The organism is Streptomyces sp. NPDC033177 (assembly GCF_055577715.1).
This window is the reverse complement of sequence record NZ_JBVIPS010000005.1, coordinates 622,240-639,878: the sequence shown is the minus strand read 5'-3', so window position 1 is coordinate 639,878 and position 17,639 is coordinate 622,240. Positions and strand designations below refer to the sequence as shown.

Genomic DNA, 17,639 nt, shown 5'->3' with positions numbered 1-17,639 from the left:
CAGCGCCGATGGTACTGCAGGGGGGACCCTGTGGGAGAGTAGGACGCCGCCGAACTATTATTAACGGGAAACCCCCGCACCCTCTGGGTGCGGGGATTTTCTGCGTTTAGGGTCAAGTTATGCGATACGACTTGGTCATCTTCGACAATGACGGCGTTCTCGTCGACAGCGAACCGCTTTCCAACACCATCCTGGCCGCCTATCTGACCGAGCTCGGCCACCCCACCACGTATGAGGACTCCCTGCGTGACTACATGGGCGCCGCCGTCCATCGCGTACATGACCTTGTTCTTGACCGCAGTGGACAGCGGCTGCCCGAGGATTTTGACGTGATTTTCCACGCTCGTGTATTCGCTGCCTTCGAGCGGGAGCTGGAGCCTGTGGCGGGGGCCGTCGATGTACTGGAGAAGCTGGAGGCCGGCGGAGTGCCGTACTGCCTTGCCTCGTCCGGGAGCCATGAGCGGATTCGTGTCGGTCATCGGCGGACCGGACTCGACCGGTGGTTCGATGACGAGCGGATCTTCAGCTCCGAGGATGTGGGGCGGGGGAAGCCGGCGCCGGATCTCTTTCTGTACGCCGCCGAGCGGATGGGAGTGGCGCCCGAGAAGTGTGTGGTGGTCGAGGACAGCCCGTTGGGGGTGAAGGCCGCGGTGGCGGCCGGGATGGATGTGTTCGGGTTCACCGCCATGACGCCGGCCGAGCGGCTCTCGGGGGCCAGCGAACTCTTCGGAGACCTGGGGGAGTTGCCTGACCTGCTCGTATGACGCGGGCCGTGGGAGTGGCCTGACAATTGTCATCGCGAGGTCCGGACGATCGTTTCTGTCGGGCGACGGGTGGTCGCCGCGAAGCTGAGTACGTCGAGAACGAACGGGACGTAACAGTGTCAGTGACGACGGAGGACCCAACGCCATGAGCGCAACCAGCCAGCTCGCCTGTCCCGCGGAAACCCGTGTCCGGCAGTCCCGTTGGGAGTCGTTGAAGCCGCTCGTGCTGGACGCGGTGGTGCCGACAGCTTCGTACTACCTGCTCAGCAAGGGCCTTGGGATGGGGACGATGGCGGCGCTCGCCTGGAGCAGCGTGGTGCCCGCCGGGCGGACGCTGTGGAGCGTGGTCAAGGAGCGGCGGGTCAATGGCCTCGCGGTGCTCATCCTGGCGGCCAACGTCGTCGGGCTGCTGCTCAGTCTGTTGGCCGGTGACCCGCGTCTGATGCTCGCCAAGGACAGTGGGATCACCGCGACGATCGGGATCGCCGTGTTGGTGTCCGTGGCCGCGGGGCGGCCGTTGATGACCGTGGGGCTCAAGCCCTGGGTGACCAAGGGGAATCCGGTGCGGACCGCTGTGTGGGAGCGGTTGATCGCCGAGCGGGGGCGGTTCGCTCGTATGGAGCGTACGTTCTCGGTGATGTGGGGTGTCGCGCTGTTCGGTGAGGCCGCGGTGCGGGTCGTGGGGGCGTACACGCTGCCGGTCGACACCATGGTGTGGCTCGGCGGTGTGATCGCCGGCGTCACCATCACGGCGACGGTGGTGGCGAGCGGGCCGTTGGTCGTCGATCCGATGGAGAAGCAGGTGACCGCGAAGGTTGCCGCTCTCGGCCGGTGAGGCCGTGATGTGGCGCGGCGGGCCGGGAATTGGGTGGGTGATCTATCTACCCACCGGTAGTCGGGGGTCCTACGCTCTGCAGCCATGACAGATGAGCTGCGGCGCGGCAGGGCCTCTTTGGCGTTCAGCTTCCTGGTGCAGGGCGTGACCTTCGCGTTGCTGGTGACGCGGATCCCCGCCATTCAGGATCGGTACGGGATATCCGACGGCCTGCTGCCAGTGTTCCTCGCCGCGGTGCCGATCCTCGCGGGTGTCGGGAGCGTCGGCACGGAATGGCTGGTCAAGAGGGTGGCGCCCAGCCGTGTGCTGCGGTGGGCGCAGCCCGTGGTGCTCCTGTCGCTGCTCGGGGTCGGCGCGGGCGACGCCCTGTGGCAAGTGGCCCTGGCGCTGGGGGCCTTCGGGCTCTCGGTGGGGGCGCTCGACGCGTCCATGAACATGCTCGGGGTGAGCCTTCAGCGGGCGTACGGGCGCAGCATCATGCTGGGGTTCCACGCGGCGTACAGCCTGGGCGGGATCGCGGGGGCGTCGATCGCCTGGGCGGGGGCGCACTGGGATCTGTCGCTCTTCGTCTCGTATCTGCCGGTGGTCGTGGTGCTGCTGCCGGCGGCGCTCGTGGGGAGCCGGTGGTACGTCGATGCCAAGGCCGCGAAGGATGGCGATGGCGATGGGGAGGGGAAGGGCGGCCCGGTCGTCTTCAAGCTGCTCCTGCCGCTCTGCCTGGTGATGACCTTCGCGTACATCGGGGATTCGACCGTCTCCAACTGGAGCGCGAAGTATCTGCAGGACGTGCTGGGGAGTTCGGAGGAGGTCTCGACCGTCCCTTACAACGTCTACATGGTCATGACTCTGCTGGGGCGGGCCCTCGGGGACCTGGGCGTGCGGCGGTTCGGGGCCGTGGCGGTGGTGCGGGCCGGGTCGGTGGTGGGTGCTCTCGGGTTCGCGGTCGTGGCGGTGGCGCCGGGGGCGTGGGTCGGGATTCTCGGTTTCACGGTGCTCGGGCTCGGTCTTTGCGTGATCGTTCCGCAGACCTTCGCCGCGGCGGGGAGGCTCTTCCCCGGGGCCTCGGACGCCGCTGTCGCGCGGCTCAACATCTTCAACTACGTGGGGTTCTTGATCGGTTCACCGCTGGTGGGTGCGCTGGGGGATGCCTGGAACTACCGCGGGGCGATGCTCGTTCCCATGGTGTTGGTGCTCGTGACCTTGTTGTACGCCCGGTCTTTCGCCCCCGGAGCGGACAGATACGGTGACGGGCATGAGCGGCCACGCACAGCTGATGTGGGACGAGGCAGTAACGGGCTATGACTTCGGTCCTGAGCACCCCATGGACCCGGTCCGGCTCGCGCTGACCAGAAGCCTGGTCGGTGCCTTCGGGCTCGACCGCGAGCTGGAAGTGGTCGCGGCCAAGCGTGCCGGTGACTCGACGTTGCGGCTCGTGCATCGCGAGGACTATGTGGAGGCGGTCAAGGCCGCGTCCGCCGATCCGGCGTCGGCGGACGGCAGCTATGGCCTCGGGACGGTGGATGATCCCGCCTTCGCGGGGATGCACGAGGTGTCGGCGCTGATCGCCGGGCAGTCGGTCGGTGCGGCCGAGGCGGTGTGGCGCGGGGAAGCGCTGCACGCGGTGAACTTCGCGGGTGGGCTGCATCATGCGATGCCGGGGTCCGCCTCGGGGTTCTGTATCTACAACGACGCGTCGTTGGCGATCGCCCGGCTGCTGGAGCTGGGTGCGGAGCGGGTCGCGTACGTGGATGTGGACGTGCACCACGGGGACGGGGTGCAGGCGTCCTTCTGGGACGATCCGCGGGTTCTGACGATCTCGATGCACGAGCATCCGCGGACGTTGTTTCCGCAGACCGGGTGGCCCGAGGAGACGGGGGCGGCCGGGACGGCGGAGGGCTCGGCGGTCAATGTGGCGTTGCCGGCCGGGACCGGGGACGCGGGGTGGGTGCGGGCGTTCCACGCTGTGGTGCCGGAGTTGTTGGCGGAGTTCAGGCCGCAGGTGCTCGTGACCCAGCACGGGGCTGACACGCATTTCGAGGATCCGCTGGCTCATCTGGCCGTTTCGCTCGATGCTCAGCGGGCGGTGCAGGTGGCCTGCCATGAGCTGGCGCACTCGTACGCCGATGGCCGGTGGGTCGCGCTGGGTGGGGGTGGGTACGCCGTGGTGGATGTGGTGCCTCGGTCCTGGACCCATCTGACCGCCATCGCCGCGGGGCGGGAGGTGCTGCCCTCGGCGGAGATTCCTGAGGCCTGGCGGCAGGAAGTCTTCGCTCGTACGCGGCAGTTGGCGCCTTCGCGGATGAGTGATGGGCGGTGGCCCGTCTCCTGGGCGGAGTGGTCCGAGGGGTACGACCCCGCGGACCGGCTCGACCAGGCCGTGCTTGCTGCTCGCCGGGCGGCGTTTCCGTTGCGGGGCCTGTTGCCGTAGGAGGCCGTCGGTTCGGGCGGGCCCTGCGGGGCTTTCCCCGCTGCACCCATTAGCGCGCTCCGCGCGCGGGCACCCCTTCCCGAAACCATGGGGCTCCGCCCCCTGGACCCCCTTACAAGACATCCTCAGACGCCGGACGGGCTGAATCGGGTCCGCAGTGTGCCCCCGTTAGCCCAACTGTGGGGGTTTTCCGGGGTTTTGGCGGTGCTGGGGCCTTCTCTGCGGCACGCTCACAGCGTGTTGAGCACCGGAGCGTTGCGTGCGCATCTGTTGGCCGCCCGGTTGGCCGGGCCCGTGGCCACCACGCGGGAGGAGAGCCTGCGGAGCTATCGGCTCTTCGCGGCCCGGGACCCGCGGATACTGCTCGGCCTCGACCCCGAGTGGAGTTGGGGGCCCGGTGACCTGCTCGGCCTCATGGCCGACAAATGCGGGGTGTCCGCCGACCCGCGGCACACCTCGGGGGTCGATGTCATCGACCCGGAGCGGACGTTGGCCGCGCTGGACGCCTTCGCCGAGAGGCTCGCCCAGGCGGTGCGAGGGCGGCTTCCCGTGCTCTTCGGGACGGGACATCCGCACCGGCTCCTCGATTTCTACGCCGCCTTGGCGGACGCTTTGTCGGCGGCCGGATGCACCGTCCTCACCCCCGCGCAGGGCAGCAGTGTCGACATAACGACCCGGTTCGGTCTACGCACGTACAACCTTGACTACGTACAAGGAGTCGCGCTGGTGCGGGAACCCGGCGCGCGTCCCACCGGGAGTGAGACCGGCGCACATACCCACTCCCCGCTCCCGGTTCGAGCCGCTCTCGCGGCCGCGGCGGAGGCCGGCGGACCGCTTCCAGAGCTCGTGATCGGCGACCACGGATGGGTCTGCGGGGCAGGTCAGCTGGGGTTTGAGGCGATCGGTCTGGCGGATACGGACGATCCCGCGCTGTTCGTCGGAGAGGCCGAGGGGCAGGTGTCCGTCGTCGTTCCGCTTGATGACGCTGTGCGGTCTGATTACTACCGACCGCTTACTCGCTATGTACTCAATCGAGCGTGTCTGTCACAGTAGGCGGCCGATCGCTACTCCTCTTCCCCACTCGCATCATCCGCCCCTAGTCTGGGGAGTGAGCGCGCAGCGACGAAGAGTCACCGGAAGGGGAAGCCGGTGCCCGTCATGTGCGGAAGGTTCAGGTGGGGTGTCATGGCTGATAACCAGAGGCCGCTGAACGAGGTTCAGTTCCTGACCGTGGCGGAAGTCGCCTCGGTGATGCGAGTGTCCAAGATGACCGTGTACCGCTTGGTGCACAGCGGTCATCTGCCCGCCATCCGGGTCGGGAGGTCCTTCCGGGTCCCGGAGCAGGCGGTTCACGAGTACCTCCGCGAGTCCTATGTAGGGGTCGAGGCGGGCTGACCGGAGCCGGTCGATCCCCCTCGATTACGTCCCTCACCCGGGGGCGGGTAGGCTAGGGCCGACGTAGGTCGTGTGGGCCCAGTCAGCTGCCCCGCACCGAGTGAAGAGAAGTGAGCGAGGGTAGTCGTGGGCTCTGTTATCAAGAAGCGGCGTAAGCGGATGGCCAAGAAGAAGCACCGCAAGCTGCTGAAGCGCACCCGCGTTCAGCGTCGCAACAAGAAGTAAGCGACAGCTGTACAACGCGCACCGAAGCCCTCCCGTCATCCGACGGGAGGGCTTCGGCGTTTCCCCGACTCTGTGGGGGGCACCCGCCGGGTGTCTTCCGGCCGGTTTTCCGGCCTCGGCGGGCCGCCCGGGGGCTTGTTTCGAACGTAAGCGCTGGGCAGGATGTGCGTCCCGCCCCTGCGTACGTCCTGGTCTGGGCATAGGGCCAGGTCCGTGCACGTATGTTGTGGCTGTCGTCACTTCCTGCATCGGGCGGTCATCACAGCGCAACATCGACCCGCTAGCGTGTGCCAGGAGAGAAATGATGAGGCGCGGCAGGATGTCGAGGGCTGGGGAAGGCAGGCGCTGATCTTGGGCAAGGTCGTGCTCGTGACCGGGGTGGCCCGTCAACTGGGCGGGCGGTTCGTCCGACGCGTGCTCCGGGACCCTGAGGTCGACCGGGTGGTCGCCGTGGACGCGGTCCCTCCCGAGCACCATCTGGGCGGCGCCGACTTCGTCCAGGCCGACATACGGCAGCCCGCGATCGCCAAGGTGCTCGCCGAGTTCTCCGTCGACACCGTCGTGCACCTGGACGTCACGGGCACCGCGCTGGCCGGCGGCAACCGCGGCTCGCTCAAGGAAACGAACGTCATCGGCACCATGCAGCTGCTCGGCGCCCTGCAGAAGTCGCCGACGGTCAAGCGGCTCGTGGTGAAGTCGAGCACCAATGTGTACGGTTCGGCGCCGCGCGACCCCGCGGTCTTCACCGAGACGACCCCGCCGAAGTCGCTGCCGAGCGGCGGCTTCGCCAAGGACACCGTCGAGGTCGAGGGGTATGTACGCGGATTCGCGCGCCGGCGGCCGGACGTCGCGGTCTGTGTGCTGCGGTTCGCGAACATCCTGGGTCCGGCCGCGGACTCCCCGCTCGCCGAGTACTTCTCGCTGCCGGTCCTGCCGACCGTCTTCGGCTACGACCCGCGGCTGCAGTTCGTGCACGAGGACGACGCGGTCGAGGTCCTGCGCCTCGGGGCACACGACCCGGCGCGCGGGACGCTGAACAGCGGCACGTTCAACATCGCGGGTGACGGCCTGCTGCTGCTCTCGCAGTGCTCGCGGCGCCTGGGGCGTCCGACGCTCCCGGTGTTCATGCCCGCGATCACCTGGGTCGGCCAGGCGCTGCGCACACTGGGCGCCACCGACTTCTCGCCCGAGCAGATCAGGCTGCTCACGCACGGCCGGGTCGTCGCCACCCGGCAGATGCGCGAGACACTGGGCTTCAGCCCCAAGTACACGACCGCGGAGACCTTCGCGGATTTTGTACGCAGTCGGGGTCCGGGTCTGATGCCGCCGCAGGCCGTAGCGGGGGTCATCGACCGGATCGCCACGCTGCCCTTCGCGGGCAACCAGAGCGCCAACTGAGGAGAGCGTCAACGATGGCGGACGCCAAGGTCATTCCGTTCGACGACGACCGGTCGCGCGCGGGTGCGCAGCGCCCGCCCCGGCGCAGGGGCACCGCCCGGCGCAAGAACGATCCGGCAGCCGTGCGTGAGGTCACGGCCATGCCCGGCCAGCAGGACGGGGAGCCGCAGGTGGAGCCGGCCGGGCCGGAGCCCGCGCGACAGGAGGCCCCCGGCGCCGGCACGGGGTCCGGGGCCGAACCGGAGCCGCGGGGCGGTGGCGGTGGCCTTGAGCGGCGTATCGCGGGTGGCCTCGCGTTCCTGCGCCGGCGGCTCACGGGTGAGTACGAGGTCGACGACTTCGGCTACGACGAGGAGCTCACCGACCAGGTCCTGATGTCCCTGGTGCGGCCGCTGTACGAGAAGTACTTCCGCGTCGAGGTGAAGGGCATCGAGAACATCCCGTCGGAGGGCGGGGCGCTGATCGTGTCCAACCACTCGGGGACGCTGCCGCTCGACGGCCTGATGATGCAGGTCGCCGTGCACGACAACCACCCCGAGGGGCGGCATCTGCGGCTGCTCGCGGCGGATCTGGTCTTCATGCTGCCGGTGGTCAATGAGCTGGCGCGCAAGGCGGGCCACACGCTGGCGTGCGCCGAGGACGCGGAGCGGCTGCTCGAGCGGGGTGAGTTGGTCGGGGTGATGCCGGAGGGCTTCAAGGGCATCGGGAAGCCGTTCAGCGAGCGCTACAAGCTGCAGCGGTTCGGGCGGGGCGGGTTCGTGTCCACCGCGCTGCGGGCCGGGACCCCGATCGTTCCCTGCTCGATCGTGGGGGCGGAGGAGATCTACCCGATGATCGGCAACGCGAAGACGCTGGCGCGGGTGCTCGGGTTCCCCTACTTCCCGATCACGCCCACGTTCCCGTGGCTCGGGCCGCTGGGGGCGGTGCCGCTGCCGACGAAGTGGACGATCCAGTTCGGGGAGCCGATCCCGACGGACGGGTATCCGCCGGAGGCCGCGGAGGACCCGATGCTGATGTTCAACCTGACCGATCAGGTCCGGGAGCAGATCCAGCACACGCTCTACAAGCTGCTGGTGCAGCGGCGGTCTGTCTTCTTCTGACTGGGGAACGCCGAACGGGCTGAACCCCATGGAGAGGTTCAGCCCGTCCGGTGACGCGAGTGTCCGAGTGCTACCTCACGTCCTCTTCGTCGATCCCAAGGCCCGGCAGCAGGCCGGGGAGGATGGGCGGCACGGTGACGTCCGGCTTCGGTGTCGGTGTCTCCTTGCCCTTGCCCGAGGAGTCGCCGTTCGACGGGCTGCTGGGGGCGGTGTCGGACTCCGGGGGATCCAGGAGGCCCCCCGTGTTGCCGCCCAGCAAGCCGTCGTCCTCGCCCTTGTCCGGTGCCGACGGGCGGGGTTCGCGCTGGTCGGCGCTTGCTCCGTCCCGCGGGGAGGAATCGGGGGCCGAGGGGCTGTCCGGGGCCGAGGAGCCGGAGGAGTCGCCCTGGCTCGGCTGTCCGGGGGTGTCGCTCCTGTCCGGGGTGCGGGGGAGGAGGGAGCGGAGGGGGTCCACTTCCTGGTCCATCGCGTCGAACACCGAGCTGACCTGATCGCCCACGTCACCGAGTTGGACGGGCAGCCTGCTCTGCAGGTCGCTCCAACTCCTGCGGTGCGACTCGGTGAAGGCGGACAGGGTCTGGATGTGGCCGAGCGAGCCGTCCCGTTCGTACGCCTGGTGCAGCAGGCGGTGGCCCTCGGTGGCGTCGTGCCGCATGCCCGAGAGGGCCCGCCTGATCTCGCCGAGTGACTCGTGGTCGAGGGCGCCGCTGCGGCCACGCTCCATCAGCCGACGGGCTTCGTTCAACCGCGTCGAGGCGTGGTCGAGATAGACCCCGCCCTTGTCGCTGTCGCCGTCGGCCATGCCGAGCTTGAGGTCCTCCATGCCGCGTTTCAAGCCGTACAGCGAATCGCCCGGCAGTGCGTCGGAGCTGGCCGCGGCCACCCCGCTGAACGCGCCGGCGGCCACGCCGACGGTGAGCCCGCCCGCGGCGATGCCTTGCGACAGCCGGGAGCGCGGCTTCAGTTTGCGCAGTCCCGTGGCCCGGTGGGCGCCCTTACGGGACCGCTGTTCGGGCACCGAGGTGCCGATGGTCCCACCGCCCGCGGCCGTGCCCTCAAGGAGCATGGCCTCCATGGCAGCTACGAGCTGGGCCCGCTGGACCACTTTGACCTCGGGATCCAGCTCCGGCTTCGGCAGCTCGCCGAGGCCGGTCGCCAGGGTCAGCATCCTGTCCGGGGCCGTCGCTTCGGACGGCCCTGAATCGGGCGTGACGGAACCTTCGGACTGCTCGGCCGCCGGGCCCTGGTCGGATTGCTCCTCCAGGGCCTGGGCGAAGGCGTTCGCCCGCCGGTGTGCCGATACGTTCGCGATCACTGGCGGCACCTCCTCTCGTCATGACGGTCGACTCCCCAGGGGGTCCTGAGGGTTGCCCGACCTGAGCACTTCCACACGAAAGAGTGAGCGGAGGTAGTCAGAGGGCGACCACAGGGAGCCTGCATCCCGCACAACGAGCGTCGCGGCACTTGGGTTACGGACGGAGGATGATCGGACCGCCCTAATTCCGTCACGGCCATCTGGCCGCCACGGAGCGTGAGTTGGGCGCTCCGCACGGTCACAGAGGGCCCCGGACGGCTACGGACGGCGCGCGGCGCTAGCGCACGTCGTCGGGCAGCAGCCGGGCCAGCGTGCGGACGGCGCGGTACTGGAGGGTCTTGATCGCGCCCTCGTTCTTGCCCATGACCCGAGCGGTCTCGGCGACCGAGAGGCCCTGCAGGAAGCGCAGGGTGACGCACTCCTGCTGCTGGGGGTTGAGGCGGCGCACGGCGTCCAGCAGTGCGGCGTTGGAGAGGGACTCCAGGACGGAGTCCTCGGGGCTGCGCTCGACCTCATTGGCGTCGAGCATTTCGCCTGTGGTCACTTCGAGGCGGAAACGGCTCGATTTGAAGTGGTCGGCGACCAGGTTGCGAGCGATCGTGACAAGCCAGGCGCCGAAGTCACGGCCCTGCCAGGTGAACGTGCTGATGCGGCGCAGGGCGCGCAGAAAGGTCTCACTGGTGAGATCCTCGGCGGTCGCCTTGCCGCCGACTCGGTAGTAGATGTAGCGGTAGACCGTGTCGCTGTACTGGTCGTAGAGACGGCCGAAGGCGTCGGACTCGCCCGCCTGGGCGCGTTCGACGAGGTCCATCATGCGGGCGCTGTCACTGTCCGCGGCGGGACGGCGGTGGGTGGGGGTTGAGGTGGCGGCAGCGGAGGACCGAGATCGTCTGCTGACCGCCGCGCCGCTGTCCGCCAGGGCATAGACGGGCCCGGCGGGTGTGGGGACGGCAAATGCGGGGACGGCGGGGCCGGCGTACGCGGTGGGGACGAAGCCGCGCAAGCGGTCGGCGACCGTTGCGCGCAGCGTAGCCAGGCCCGAGGCGTCAACCCCGACGTGTGGGTACACGGGACTCCCAGAGGCAGAGCTTCCATCACGTGCAGTGCGGAACCGTTCACCCGTCGTAGCGACGTGTGGGGTCCGTAATGCGTCTGAGGAGAATAACGCTTCGTACAGGCGGCACTACACCCAGTTGCTCAAATCACCGATTACGTCGCTTCTGTTACCGGTCTATGCCCGTTCAAGTAGCGCAGAGTGAGCGCTTGTTGATCGAAATAGGTCACATTCCGTCTCACCGCAGGGCGTGTTGTGGCCGAGTGCTACCAACGTGACTGGCGGGAGCCCGGGCGGGGTATGACCGAGGGAATGCTCAGCCGCGGCGGCGGTGCAGGGCAATGGCCGCGGCCGTCCCACCTGCGATGGCGCCCACTCCCGCGGCGGCCGGGATGCCGACCTTGGCGGCCTTGCGGCCGGTGCGGTAGTCCCGCAGACGCCAGTCCCGCTCGCGCGCGTGCTTGCGCAGCTTGGCATCGGGATTGATCGCGTACGGATGCCCGACGAGCGAGAGCATCGGGATGTCGTTGTGCGAATCGCTGTACGCCGCGCAGCGGCCCAGGTCCAGGCCCTCGGCCGACGCGAGCGCGCGTACCGCCTCCGCCTTCGCGGGGCCGTGCAGGGGCTCGCCGACGAGCTTTCCCGTATAGACACCGTCCACGGACTCGGCGACCGTGCCGAGCGCGCCGGTCAGGCCGAGGCGGCGGGCGATGATCGTGGCCGTCTCCACCGGGGCGGCGGTGACCAGCCAGACCTTCTGGCCCGCGTCCAGGTGGGCCTGGGCCAGGGCGCGGGTGCCGGGCCAGATGCGCTCGGCCATGTACTCGTCGTAGATCTCCTCGCCGATGGACATCAGCTCGGCGACGCGGTGGCCCTGGACGATGGAGAGCGCGCTGTCGCGGGCGTCCTGCATGTGCTCGGGGTCCTCGACGCCGGCGAGCCTGAACCATGCCTGCTGCCAGGCGAATCGGGCCAGCTCCTGGCGCTCGAAGAACTTCCGCTTGTAGAGGCCGCGGCCGAAGTGGAAGATCGCGGCGCCCTGCATGACGGTGTTGTCGAGGTCGAAGAAGGCGGCGGCCTTGTCGTCGCCGAAGACCGGGAACTCAGGCTCCTCGGGTTCCTCCGGCGAGGTGGCCGCGACGAGATCGTCGAGGGCCTCCAGCTGCTGGGAGGTCTTGCGCGCTGCCTCAGCCGAGGCCTCGCCTGCCAACACGCTCCGCGCGGTGGCGGAGCGCCTACGGGGGGTGAGCCATCCGAGAGCGGCCATGTCGTGAGCATAGCTAGTTCGTTCGGCCGTTCCGGAGTCGGCAGGATGCGGCGCTGTGAACTCTGCGCGACCGCACCGTTAAAGAGGGGGCCCGCGCGGCGCGTCGGCGGGGCGAGAATGGTGTCATGAGCCCGATTTTTCGCCGTACGGAGAAGAAGAAGCCCCAGGACCGGACGGTCACCCTGATCGGAAAGCCCGGGTGCCATCTGTGCGATGAAGCACAGCTGGTGATCGAGAAGGTCTGCGGCGATCTTGGAGTCGTATGGGAGAAGAAGGACATCACGCAGGACGAAGAGCTCAACAAGGCCTACTGGGAGCAGATCCCGGTGGTTCTGGTCGATGGTGAACAGCACACCTTCTGGCGTGTGAACGAGGACCGGCTGCGGCGCGAGCTCGCTCCGTAGTCCGAATCGTCACTGACCGACGAGTCCAAACGGCCCGAATGGTCCCTTAGGATCGTGGGCGGTTTGGTCTCGGGGGCGATGATCGTGAGGAGAGTGTGCGGTTTTGCCCCCATCAATTGAGCACCGCAGCCTCATGTGTGCCGGTTCCAGGAACGCGCGCCCGGGGCGCGTGACCCCGGTCACGTTGGCCGGGCAAATCGGACACCATCTTTGTGCACGCGTTCACAAAGACATAGCCTGCATTCGACGGGGCGGTCTGGGGACGTGTGACCGCCTGCAGCCCCGCTCTACCCGCAGGAGCACCGTGGCAACTGGCCGAACTCACCGACCGGCGACCCGCAGCCGAGGGATTCCCGAGGCCACCGTCGCCAGGCTTCCGCTGTACCTCCGAGCCCTCACCGCTCTGTCGGAGCGCTCGGTGCCCACGGTCTCCTCCGAGGAGCTCGCGGCCGCCGCGGGGGTCAACTCCGCGAAGCTGCGCAAGGACTTCTCCTACCTCGGCTCCTACGGGACGCGCGGCGTCGGCTACGACGTCGAGTACCTCGTCTACCAGATCTCACGCGAGCTCGGCCTGACCCAGGACTGGCCCGTCGTGATCGTCGGCATCGGTAACCTCGGTGCGGCCCTTGCCAATTACGGCGGGTTCGCCTCGCGTGGCTTCCGGGTCGCCGCGCTGATCGACGCCGACCCGGCCATGGCGGGCACGCCCGTCGCGGGCATGCCGGTCCAGCACACGGACGACCTCGAAAAGATCATCAGCGACAACGGCGTCTCCATCGGCGTCATCTCCACCCCGGCGGGCGCCGCCCAGCAGGTCTGCGAGCGGCTCGTCGCCGCCGGTGTGACCTCGATCCTGAACTTCGCGCCCACCGTTCTGTCCGTGCCCGACGGTGTGGACGTACGCAAGGTGGACCTCTCCATCGAGCTGCAGATCCTCGCCTTCCACGAGCAGCGCAAGGCCGGCGAGGAAGCGGCGGCCGACGATGCCGTGGCGCCCGCCGCCGCCAAGCAGCAGCGCAAAGGACCCGACGGGGACGTCCCCGCCGTGATGCCGGCATGAGTCTCCTCGTCGTGGGGCTGAGCCACCGCAGCGCTCCGGTCAGCGTCCTGGAGCGGGCCGCGCTCAACGTGGACGCGCAGGCCAAGCTCCTGCAGGACACGCTCGCCGCCGAGCCCGCCGCCGAAGCGGCCGTGCTCGCCACCTGCAACCGCATCGAGCTGTACGCCGACGTGGACAAGTTCCACGCGGGCGTCGCCGAGCTGTCGACCCTGCTCGCGCAGCACAGCGGCGTGGGCCTCGAAGAGCTCACCCCTTATCTGTACGTCCACTACGAGGACCGAGCCGTCCACCACCTGTTCTCGGTGGCCTGCGGCCTGGACTCGATGGTCGTCGGCGAAGGCCAGATCCTCGGCCAGATCAAGGACGCCCTCGCGCGGTCCCAGGAGCTGCACACCGCCGGGCGCCTCCTCAACGACCTCTTCCAGCAGGCCCTGCGGGTCGGCAAGCGCGCGCACTCGGAGACCGGCATCGACCGGGCCGGGCAGTCGCTCGTGACCTTCGGCCTCGAACAGCTCGCCGGGCGCGAGCCGGTCGAGACCTGGGCCAAGGGCAAGCGCGCCCTGGTGATCGGCGCCGGCTCCATGTCCTCGCTCGCCGCGGCGACGCTCGCGCGCGCCGGGGTCCACGAGGTCGTCGTCGCCAACCGCACCCTGGACCGGGCGCACCGCCTGGCAGCCCTGCTCGGAGAGCAATATGGACGCAGCCTCGCCGAGGGCGGTACGGGCACCGTCGCGCGCGCCGTGCCGATGGATCAGGTGGCGGCCGAACTGACACGTGCAGATGTCGCGGTCTCCTGCACCGGGGCCACGGGTCTCGTCCTCACGGCCGAGGCCGTCGCGGCGGGGGTCGCGGACCGTACGGGCGCGCCCGTCACGGTGGGCGCACCCCTCGTACCCGCGCCTTCGGCGCCGCACGACACCGCCGCCGACACCGACGAGGCGTGCCCGCTCGGCCTCTCCGGCGACGGGGCGGCCGTGCCCCGCGGCGTCGGGTTCTCCGTCATGGGCGAGGACGCCGTCGCCGGGATGGACGCCGCCACCCTCGAACAGCACGCCGCCTGGGTGGACAACGCGCCCGCCGAGCGCCGCGACGACCCGCAGAGCGAGGCCGACACCATCGCCGCGCTCGCCGCCGCGGTCGCCGCCGGTGGTCGCGTGCCCGAGCACCGGCGCCGCCCCTCGCTCGTCGAGACCGGCAACGTCCTGCTCGCCCTGCTCGACCTCGCCATGCCCCGCGACATCGACGGCGCCGTGCACCGCATCGACGGCGTACGCCTCGTCGACATCGAGTCGCTCGCCGAGGCCTCCGCCGACGCCCCCATGGCCGAGGACGTGGAGCGGGTCCGCGCGATCGTCTCCGACGAGGTCGCCGCCTTCGGCGCCGCACAGCGGGCCGCGCACATCACGCCGACCGTGGTCGCCCTGCGCACCATGGCCGCCGATGTCGTCGCGAACGAGATCGCGCGGCTCGACGGACGGCTCCCCGGACTTCCCGAGAGGGAGCGCGCGGAGATCACCCAGACCGTCCGCCGCGTCGTCGACAAGCTGCTCCACGCGCCGACCGTGCGCGTCAAGCAGTTGGCGAGCGAGCCCGGCGGCGCCGGGTACGCGGACGCGCTGCGCACCCTCTTCGACCTCGACCCGCAGACGGTCGCCGCCGTCAGCAGGGCCGACCGGCGCAATGACCCCAACGACCAGAACGCAACGCAAACAGATCCGAATCGAGGCCGGGCATGACCGAGAGGGCACTGAGGCTCGGGACACGGCGCAGCAAGCTGGCCATGGCCCAGTCCGGGCAAGTGGCCGACACAGTGAGCCAGTTGACGGGCCGACCCGTGGAGCTCGTGGAGATCACGACGTACGGCGACACGTCCCGTGAGCACCTGGCACAGATCGGCGGCACCGGCGTCTTCGTGACCGCCCTGCGTGACGCGCTGCTCGGCGGCGAGGTCGACTTCGCCGTCCACTCGCTGAAGGACCTGCCGACGACGCAGCCGCACGACCTGGCCCTGGCCGCGGTCCCGCTGCGCGAGGACCCCCGCGACGTACTCATCGCCCGCGACGGGATGACCTTCCCCGAGCTGCCGAGCGGCGCGCGCATCGGCACCGGCTCGCCGCGCCGCATGGCGCAGCTCAACGCCTACGCCCGCAACCACGGACTCGCCATAGAGACCGTGCCGATCCGCGGGAACATCGACACCCGCATCGGATTCGTGCACAAGGGTGAGCTCGACGCCGTCGTACTCGCCGCCGCGGGCCTCAACCGCGTCGGCCGGATCGACGAAGTGACCGACTTCCTGCCGGTCGACCTAGTTCTGCCCGCCCCCGGCCAGGGGGCACTGGCGATCGAATGTGCCGCGTCCGACGCGTCACTGACCGCCGCGCTCGCCGAGCTCGACGACCCGTACACCCGGGCCGCCGTGACCGCCGAGCGATCCCTGCTCGCCGCCCTGGAGGCCGGCTGCAGCGCACCTGTGGGTGCGTTGGCCGACCTTCTGGCCGACGGGCAGATTGTCAAGGAGATGCGCCTGCGCGGCGTCGTCGGGGCAACCGACGGCTCGACGCTGGTGCAGCTGTCCACCACCGGTCCCGTGCCCGAGACGCATGACCAAGCCATGGCGCTCGGCCGCGAACTCGCTGCCGAGATGCTTGCCAAGGGCGCGGCCGGTCTGATGGGGGAGCGAGCACTTTGAGCCCCACCTCGAACCTTCCCGGCCTTCCCGCACACGGGCACGTCACCTTCCTGGGTGCCGGACCCGGAGATCCGGGACTACTTACGCTACGCGCCGTAGAGGCGCTGGCCCGAGCGGACGTACTGATCGCCGAGCCGGATGTGCTCGACGTCGTTCGCGCGCATGCCAGGGGAGGTGTGGACACACCTCAGCCAGGGGCAGTTGACGACGCGTCAGCGATCGCCGAAGCGTCGACTCTGCGAGCCGCCACCAATCTTGTCATGGAGGCGGCCAGGGGCGGCAAGCGGGTCGTGCGTGCCGTCAGCGGCGACGTCGGCCTCGACACCTACGCGGCCGAGGAGATGCTGGCCTGCGCCGCCGAGGGCATCGCCTTCGAGGTCGTGCCCGGCATCGCCGCGGCGGTCGGTGTACCCGCCTACGCGGGTGTTCCGCTGCGCGACGCACAGGGCACGGACGTACGTTTCGTCGACGCGCGCACCGCGTCCGACCGCTGCTGGAGCGAGGTGGGCGCATCCGACGGGACCCTCGTCGTGTCGACCTCCCTGGACTCCGTGGCATCGGCCGCCGGTGAGCTGGTGTCCTCCGGGCGCAAGCCGGACACCCCGATGACGGTGACCGTCGCCGGCACGACGACGCGCCAGCGCACCTGGCAGGCGACCCTGGGCACCATCGCCCAGGTCCTCAAGCAGGCGAAGGTGCTGCCCTCGCCCGACGGAGGCCAGCCCGTCATAGCCGTCGTCGGCGAGCGGTCCGCCGCCGCCCAGCGCGACCAGCTGTCGTGGTTCGAGTCGAAGCCGCTCTTCGGGTGGCGCGTGCTCGTCCCGCGGACCAAGGAGCAGGCGGCCTCGCTCTCCGACCAGCTCAGCTCCTACGGCGCGGTGCCGCACGAGGTGCCCACCATCGCCGTGGAGCCGCCCCGTACGCCCCAGCAGATGGAGCGCGCGGTCAAGGGCCTGGTCACGGGGCGCTACGAGTGGATCGCCTTCACCTCGGTCAACGCGGTCAAGGCGGTGCGCGAGAAGTTCGAGGAGTACGGGCTCGACGCGCGCGCCTTCGCCGGGATCAAGGTCGCCGCGGTCGGCGAGCAGACCGCTGCCGCGCTCGTCGCCTTCGGCGTGAAGCCCGACCTGGTGCCCAGCGGCGAGCAGTCGGCTGCCGGACTCCTGGAGGACTGGCCGCCGTACGACCCGGTCTTCGACCCGATCGACCGCGTCTTCCTGCCGCGCGCCGACATCGCCACGGAGACGCTGGTCGCCGGGCTCATCGATCTCGGGTGGGAGGTCGACGACGTCACCGCCTACCGGACGGTGCGCGCGTCGCCGCCCCCGGCGGACACGCGTGAGGCGATCAAGGGCGGCGGCTTCGACGCCGTGCTCTTCACGTCCTCCTCGACCGTGCGCAACCTCGTCGGCATCGCCGGCAAGCCGCACAACGTGACCGTCATCGCGTGCATCGGCCCCGCCACCGCCAAGACCGCGGAGGAGCACGGGCTCCGGGTCGACGTGATGGCCCCGGAGCCGTCCGTGCACAAGCTGGCCGAGGCGCTCGCCGAGTTCGGCACGCGGCGCAGGCTCTCCGCCCTGGAGGCGGGGGACCCGGTGACCCGGCCGAGCGAGCGGCGCCCCGGTTCCCGCAGGCGGCGTGCGGCACCCTGACCCTTCAGGGCCGTACATATCCCTGGCCCCGGCTGAGATCCTTCAGC

The 17,639-nt window shown here is 69.8% G+C and carries 17 protein-coding genes; 14 read left to right on the top strand and 3 right to left on the bottom strand.

Annotated features, from left to right (window positions below; all coding sequences use genetic code 11):
* Nucleotides 1–119 precede the first annotated feature (119 nt).
* From ACZ5U5_RS21045 to ACZ5U5_RS21005, 9 genes are all read left to right on the top strand, one after another.
* Complete coding sequence (locus tag ACZ5U5_RS21045) at nt 120–764, top strand: HAD family hydrolase (RefSeq protein ID WP_469023696.1); 645 nt, start codon at nt 120–122, stop codon at nt 762–764.
* 145 nt (nt 765–909) lie between these two features.
* Complete coding sequence (locus ACZ5U5_RS21040) at nt 910–1,599, top strand: VC0807 family protein (RefSeq protein ID WP_469023693.1); 690 nt, start codon at nt 910–912, stop codon at nt 1,597–1,599.
* Nucleotides 1,600–1,683: 84 nt separating this feature from the next.
* Nucleotides 1,684–2,901, top strand: a complete 1,218-nt coding sequence (locus tag ACZ5U5_RS21035; protein ID WP_469023691.1) for an MFS transporter — start codon at nt 1,684–1,686, stop codon at nt 2,899–2,901.
* Nucleotides 2,852–4,027 (top strand): acetoin utilization protein AcuC, encoded by a 1,176-nt coding sequence (locus ACZ5U5_RS21030; RefSeq protein WP_469023688.1) that lies wholly within the window; start codon nt 2,852–2,854, stop codon nt 4,025–4,027. The genes ACZ5U5_RS21035 and ACZ5U5_RS21030 overlap by 50 nt, the downstream gene beginning before the upstream one ends.
* A 237-nt stretch (nt 4,028–4,264) precedes the next feature.
* Nucleotides 4,265–5,080: a phosphatase gene (locus tag ACZ5U5_RS21025; RefSeq protein ID WP_469023686.1), complete on the top strand. Its 816-nt coding sequence runs from the start codon at nt 4,265–4,267 to the stop codon at nt 5,078–5,080.
* Nucleotides 5,081–5,212: 132 nt separating this feature from the next.
* The gene (locus tag ACZ5U5_RS21020; protein ID WP_157996488.1) at nt 5,213–5,422 is read left to right on the top strand and encodes a helix-turn-helix domain-containing protein; all 210 of its coding nucleotides are present in this window, start codon (nt 5,213–5,215) and stop codon (nt 5,420–5,422) included.
* Between the two features lie 126 nt (nt 5,423–5,548).
* Nucleotides 5,549–5,647 carry a 30S ribosomal protein bS22 gene (locus ACZ5U5_RS21015; RefSeq protein WP_003948845.1) on the top strand — a complete coding sequence of 33 codons (99 nt, stop codon included), beginning with the start codon at nt 5,549–5,551 and terminating at the stop codon, nt 5,645–5,647.
* A gap of 351 nt (nt 5,648–5,998) precedes the next feature.
* A complete protein-coding gene (locus ACZ5U5_RS21010) occupies nt 5,999–7,045 on the top strand; it encodes an NAD-dependent epimerase/dehydratase family protein (RefSeq protein ID WP_469023683.1) in 1,047 nt (348 codons plus the stop codon).
* Nucleotides 7,046–7,059: 14 nt separating this feature from the next.
* Nucleotides 7,060–8,145 carry a lysophospholipid acyltransferase family protein gene (locus ACZ5U5_RS21005; protein ID WP_469023681.1) on the top strand — a complete coding sequence of 362 codons (1,086 nt, stop codon included), beginning with the start codon at nt 7,060–7,062 and terminating at the stop codon, nt 8,143–8,145.
* 70 nt (nt 8,146–8,215) lie between these two features.
* Here the strand turns inward: ACZ5U5_RS21005 and ACZ5U5_RS21000 are convergent, their stop codons facing one another.
* From ACZ5U5_RS21000 to ACZ5U5_RS20990, 3 genes are all read right to left on the bottom strand, one after another.
* Entirely contained in the window at nt 8,216–9,460 is a 1,245-nt protein-coding gene (locus ACZ5U5_RS21000; protein ID WP_469023679.1) for a DUF5667 domain-containing protein, read from the bottom strand.
* A gap of 277 nt (nt 9,461–9,737) precedes the next feature.
* The gene (locus tag ACZ5U5_RS20995) at nt 9,738–10,529 is read right to left on the bottom strand and encodes an ECF subfamily RNA polymerase sigma factor, BldN family (RefSeq protein WP_367044101.1); all 792 of its coding nucleotides are present in this window, start codon (nt 10,527–10,529) and stop codon (nt 9,738–9,740) included.
* Nucleotides 10,530–10,830: 301 nt separating this feature from the next.
* A complete protein-coding gene (locus ACZ5U5_RS20990) occupies nt 10,831–11,781 on the bottom strand; it encodes an HAD family hydrolase (protein WP_469023675.1) in 951 nt (316 codons plus the stop codon).
* Between the two features lie 125 nt (nt 11,782–11,906).
* Here ACZ5U5_RS20990 and ACZ5U5_RS20985 point away from each other — a divergent pair, with 125 nt between their 5' ends.
* From ACZ5U5_RS20985 to ACZ5U5_RS20965, 5 genes are all read left to right on the top strand, one after another.
* Nucleotides 11,907–12,185 carry a glutaredoxin family protein gene (locus tag ACZ5U5_RS20985; protein WP_469023673.1) on the top strand — a complete coding sequence of 93 codons (279 nt, stop codon included), beginning with the start codon at nt 11,907–11,909 and terminating at the stop codon, nt 12,183–12,185.
* A gap of 304 nt (nt 12,186–12,489) precedes the next feature.
* Nucleotides 12,490–13,245, top strand: a complete 756-nt coding sequence (locus tag ACZ5U5_RS20980; protein ID WP_469023670.1) for a redox-sensing transcriptional repressor Rex — start codon at nt 12,490–12,492, stop codon at nt 13,243–13,245.
* Nucleotides 13,242–14,981, top strand: a complete 1,740-nt coding sequence (locus ACZ5U5_RS20975) for a glutamyl-tRNA reductase (RefSeq protein WP_469023668.1) — start codon at nt 13,242–13,244, stop codon at nt 14,979–14,981. Before ACZ5U5_RS20980 ends, ACZ5U5_RS20975 begins: the two co-directional genes overlap by 4 nt.
* Complete coding sequence (gene hemC, locus ACZ5U5_RS20970) at nt 14,978–15,937, top strand: hydroxymethylbilane synthase (RefSeq protein ID WP_469023665.1); 960 nt, start codon at nt 14,978–14,980, stop codon at nt 15,935–15,937. The genes ACZ5U5_RS20975 and hemC overlap by 4 nt, the downstream gene beginning before the upstream one ends.
* Complete coding sequence (locus ACZ5U5_RS20965) at nt 15,934–17,592, top strand: bifunctional uroporphyrinogen-III C-methyltransferase/uroporphyrinogen-III synthase (protein WP_469023662.1); 1,659 nt, start codon at nt 15,934–15,936, stop codon at nt 17,590–17,592. The genes hemC and ACZ5U5_RS20965 overlap by 4 nt, the downstream gene beginning before the upstream one ends.
* The last annotated feature ends 47 nt before the right edge of the window (nt 17,593–17,639 follow it).

Excerpts from the sequence above, each read along its gene's own strand:
- ACZ5U5_RS21020 (WP_157996488.1), top strand. The coding sequence starts at position 5,213 with ATGGCTGATAACCAGAGGCCGCTGAACGAGGTTCAGTTCCTGACCGTG.
- ACZ5U5_RS21030 (WP_469023688.1), top strand. The coding sequence starts at position 2,852 with ATGAGCGGCCACGCACAGCTGATGTGGGACGAGGCAGTAACGGGCTAT.
- ACZ5U5_RS21040 (WP_469023693.1), top strand. The coding sequence starts at position 910 with ATGAGCGCAACCAGCCAGCTCGCCTGTCCCGCGGAAACCCGTGTCCGG.
- ACZ5U5_RS21045 (WP_469023696.1), top strand. The coding sequence starts at position 120 with ATGCGATACGACTTGGTCATCTTCGACAATGACGGCGTTCTCGTCGAC.
- hemC (WP_469023665.1), top strand. The coding sequence starts at position 14,978 with ATGACCGAGAGGGCACTGAGGCTCGGGACACGGCGCAGCAAGCTGGCC.
- ACZ5U5_RS21035 (WP_469023691.1), top strand. The coding sequence starts at position 1,684 with ATGACAGATGAGCTGCGGCGCGGCAGGGCCTCTTTGGCGTTCAGCTTC.
- ACZ5U5_RS20990 (WP_469023675.1), bottom strand. The coding sequence starts at position 11,781 with ATGGCCGCTCTCGGATGGCTCACCCCCCGTAGGCGCTCCGCCACCGCG.
- ACZ5U5_RS20975 (WP_469023668.1), top strand. The coding sequence starts at position 13,242 with ATGAGTCTCCTCGTCGTGGGGCTGAGCCACCGCAGCGCTCCGGTCAGC.
- ACZ5U5_RS20985 (WP_469023673.1), top strand. The coding sequence starts at position 11,907 with ATGAGCCCGATTTTTCGCCGTACGGAGAAGAAGAAGCCCCAGGACCGG.
- ACZ5U5_RS21005 (WP_469023681.1), top strand. The coding sequence starts at position 7,060 with ATGGCGGACGCCAAGGTCATTCCGTTCGACGACGACCGGTCGCGCGCG.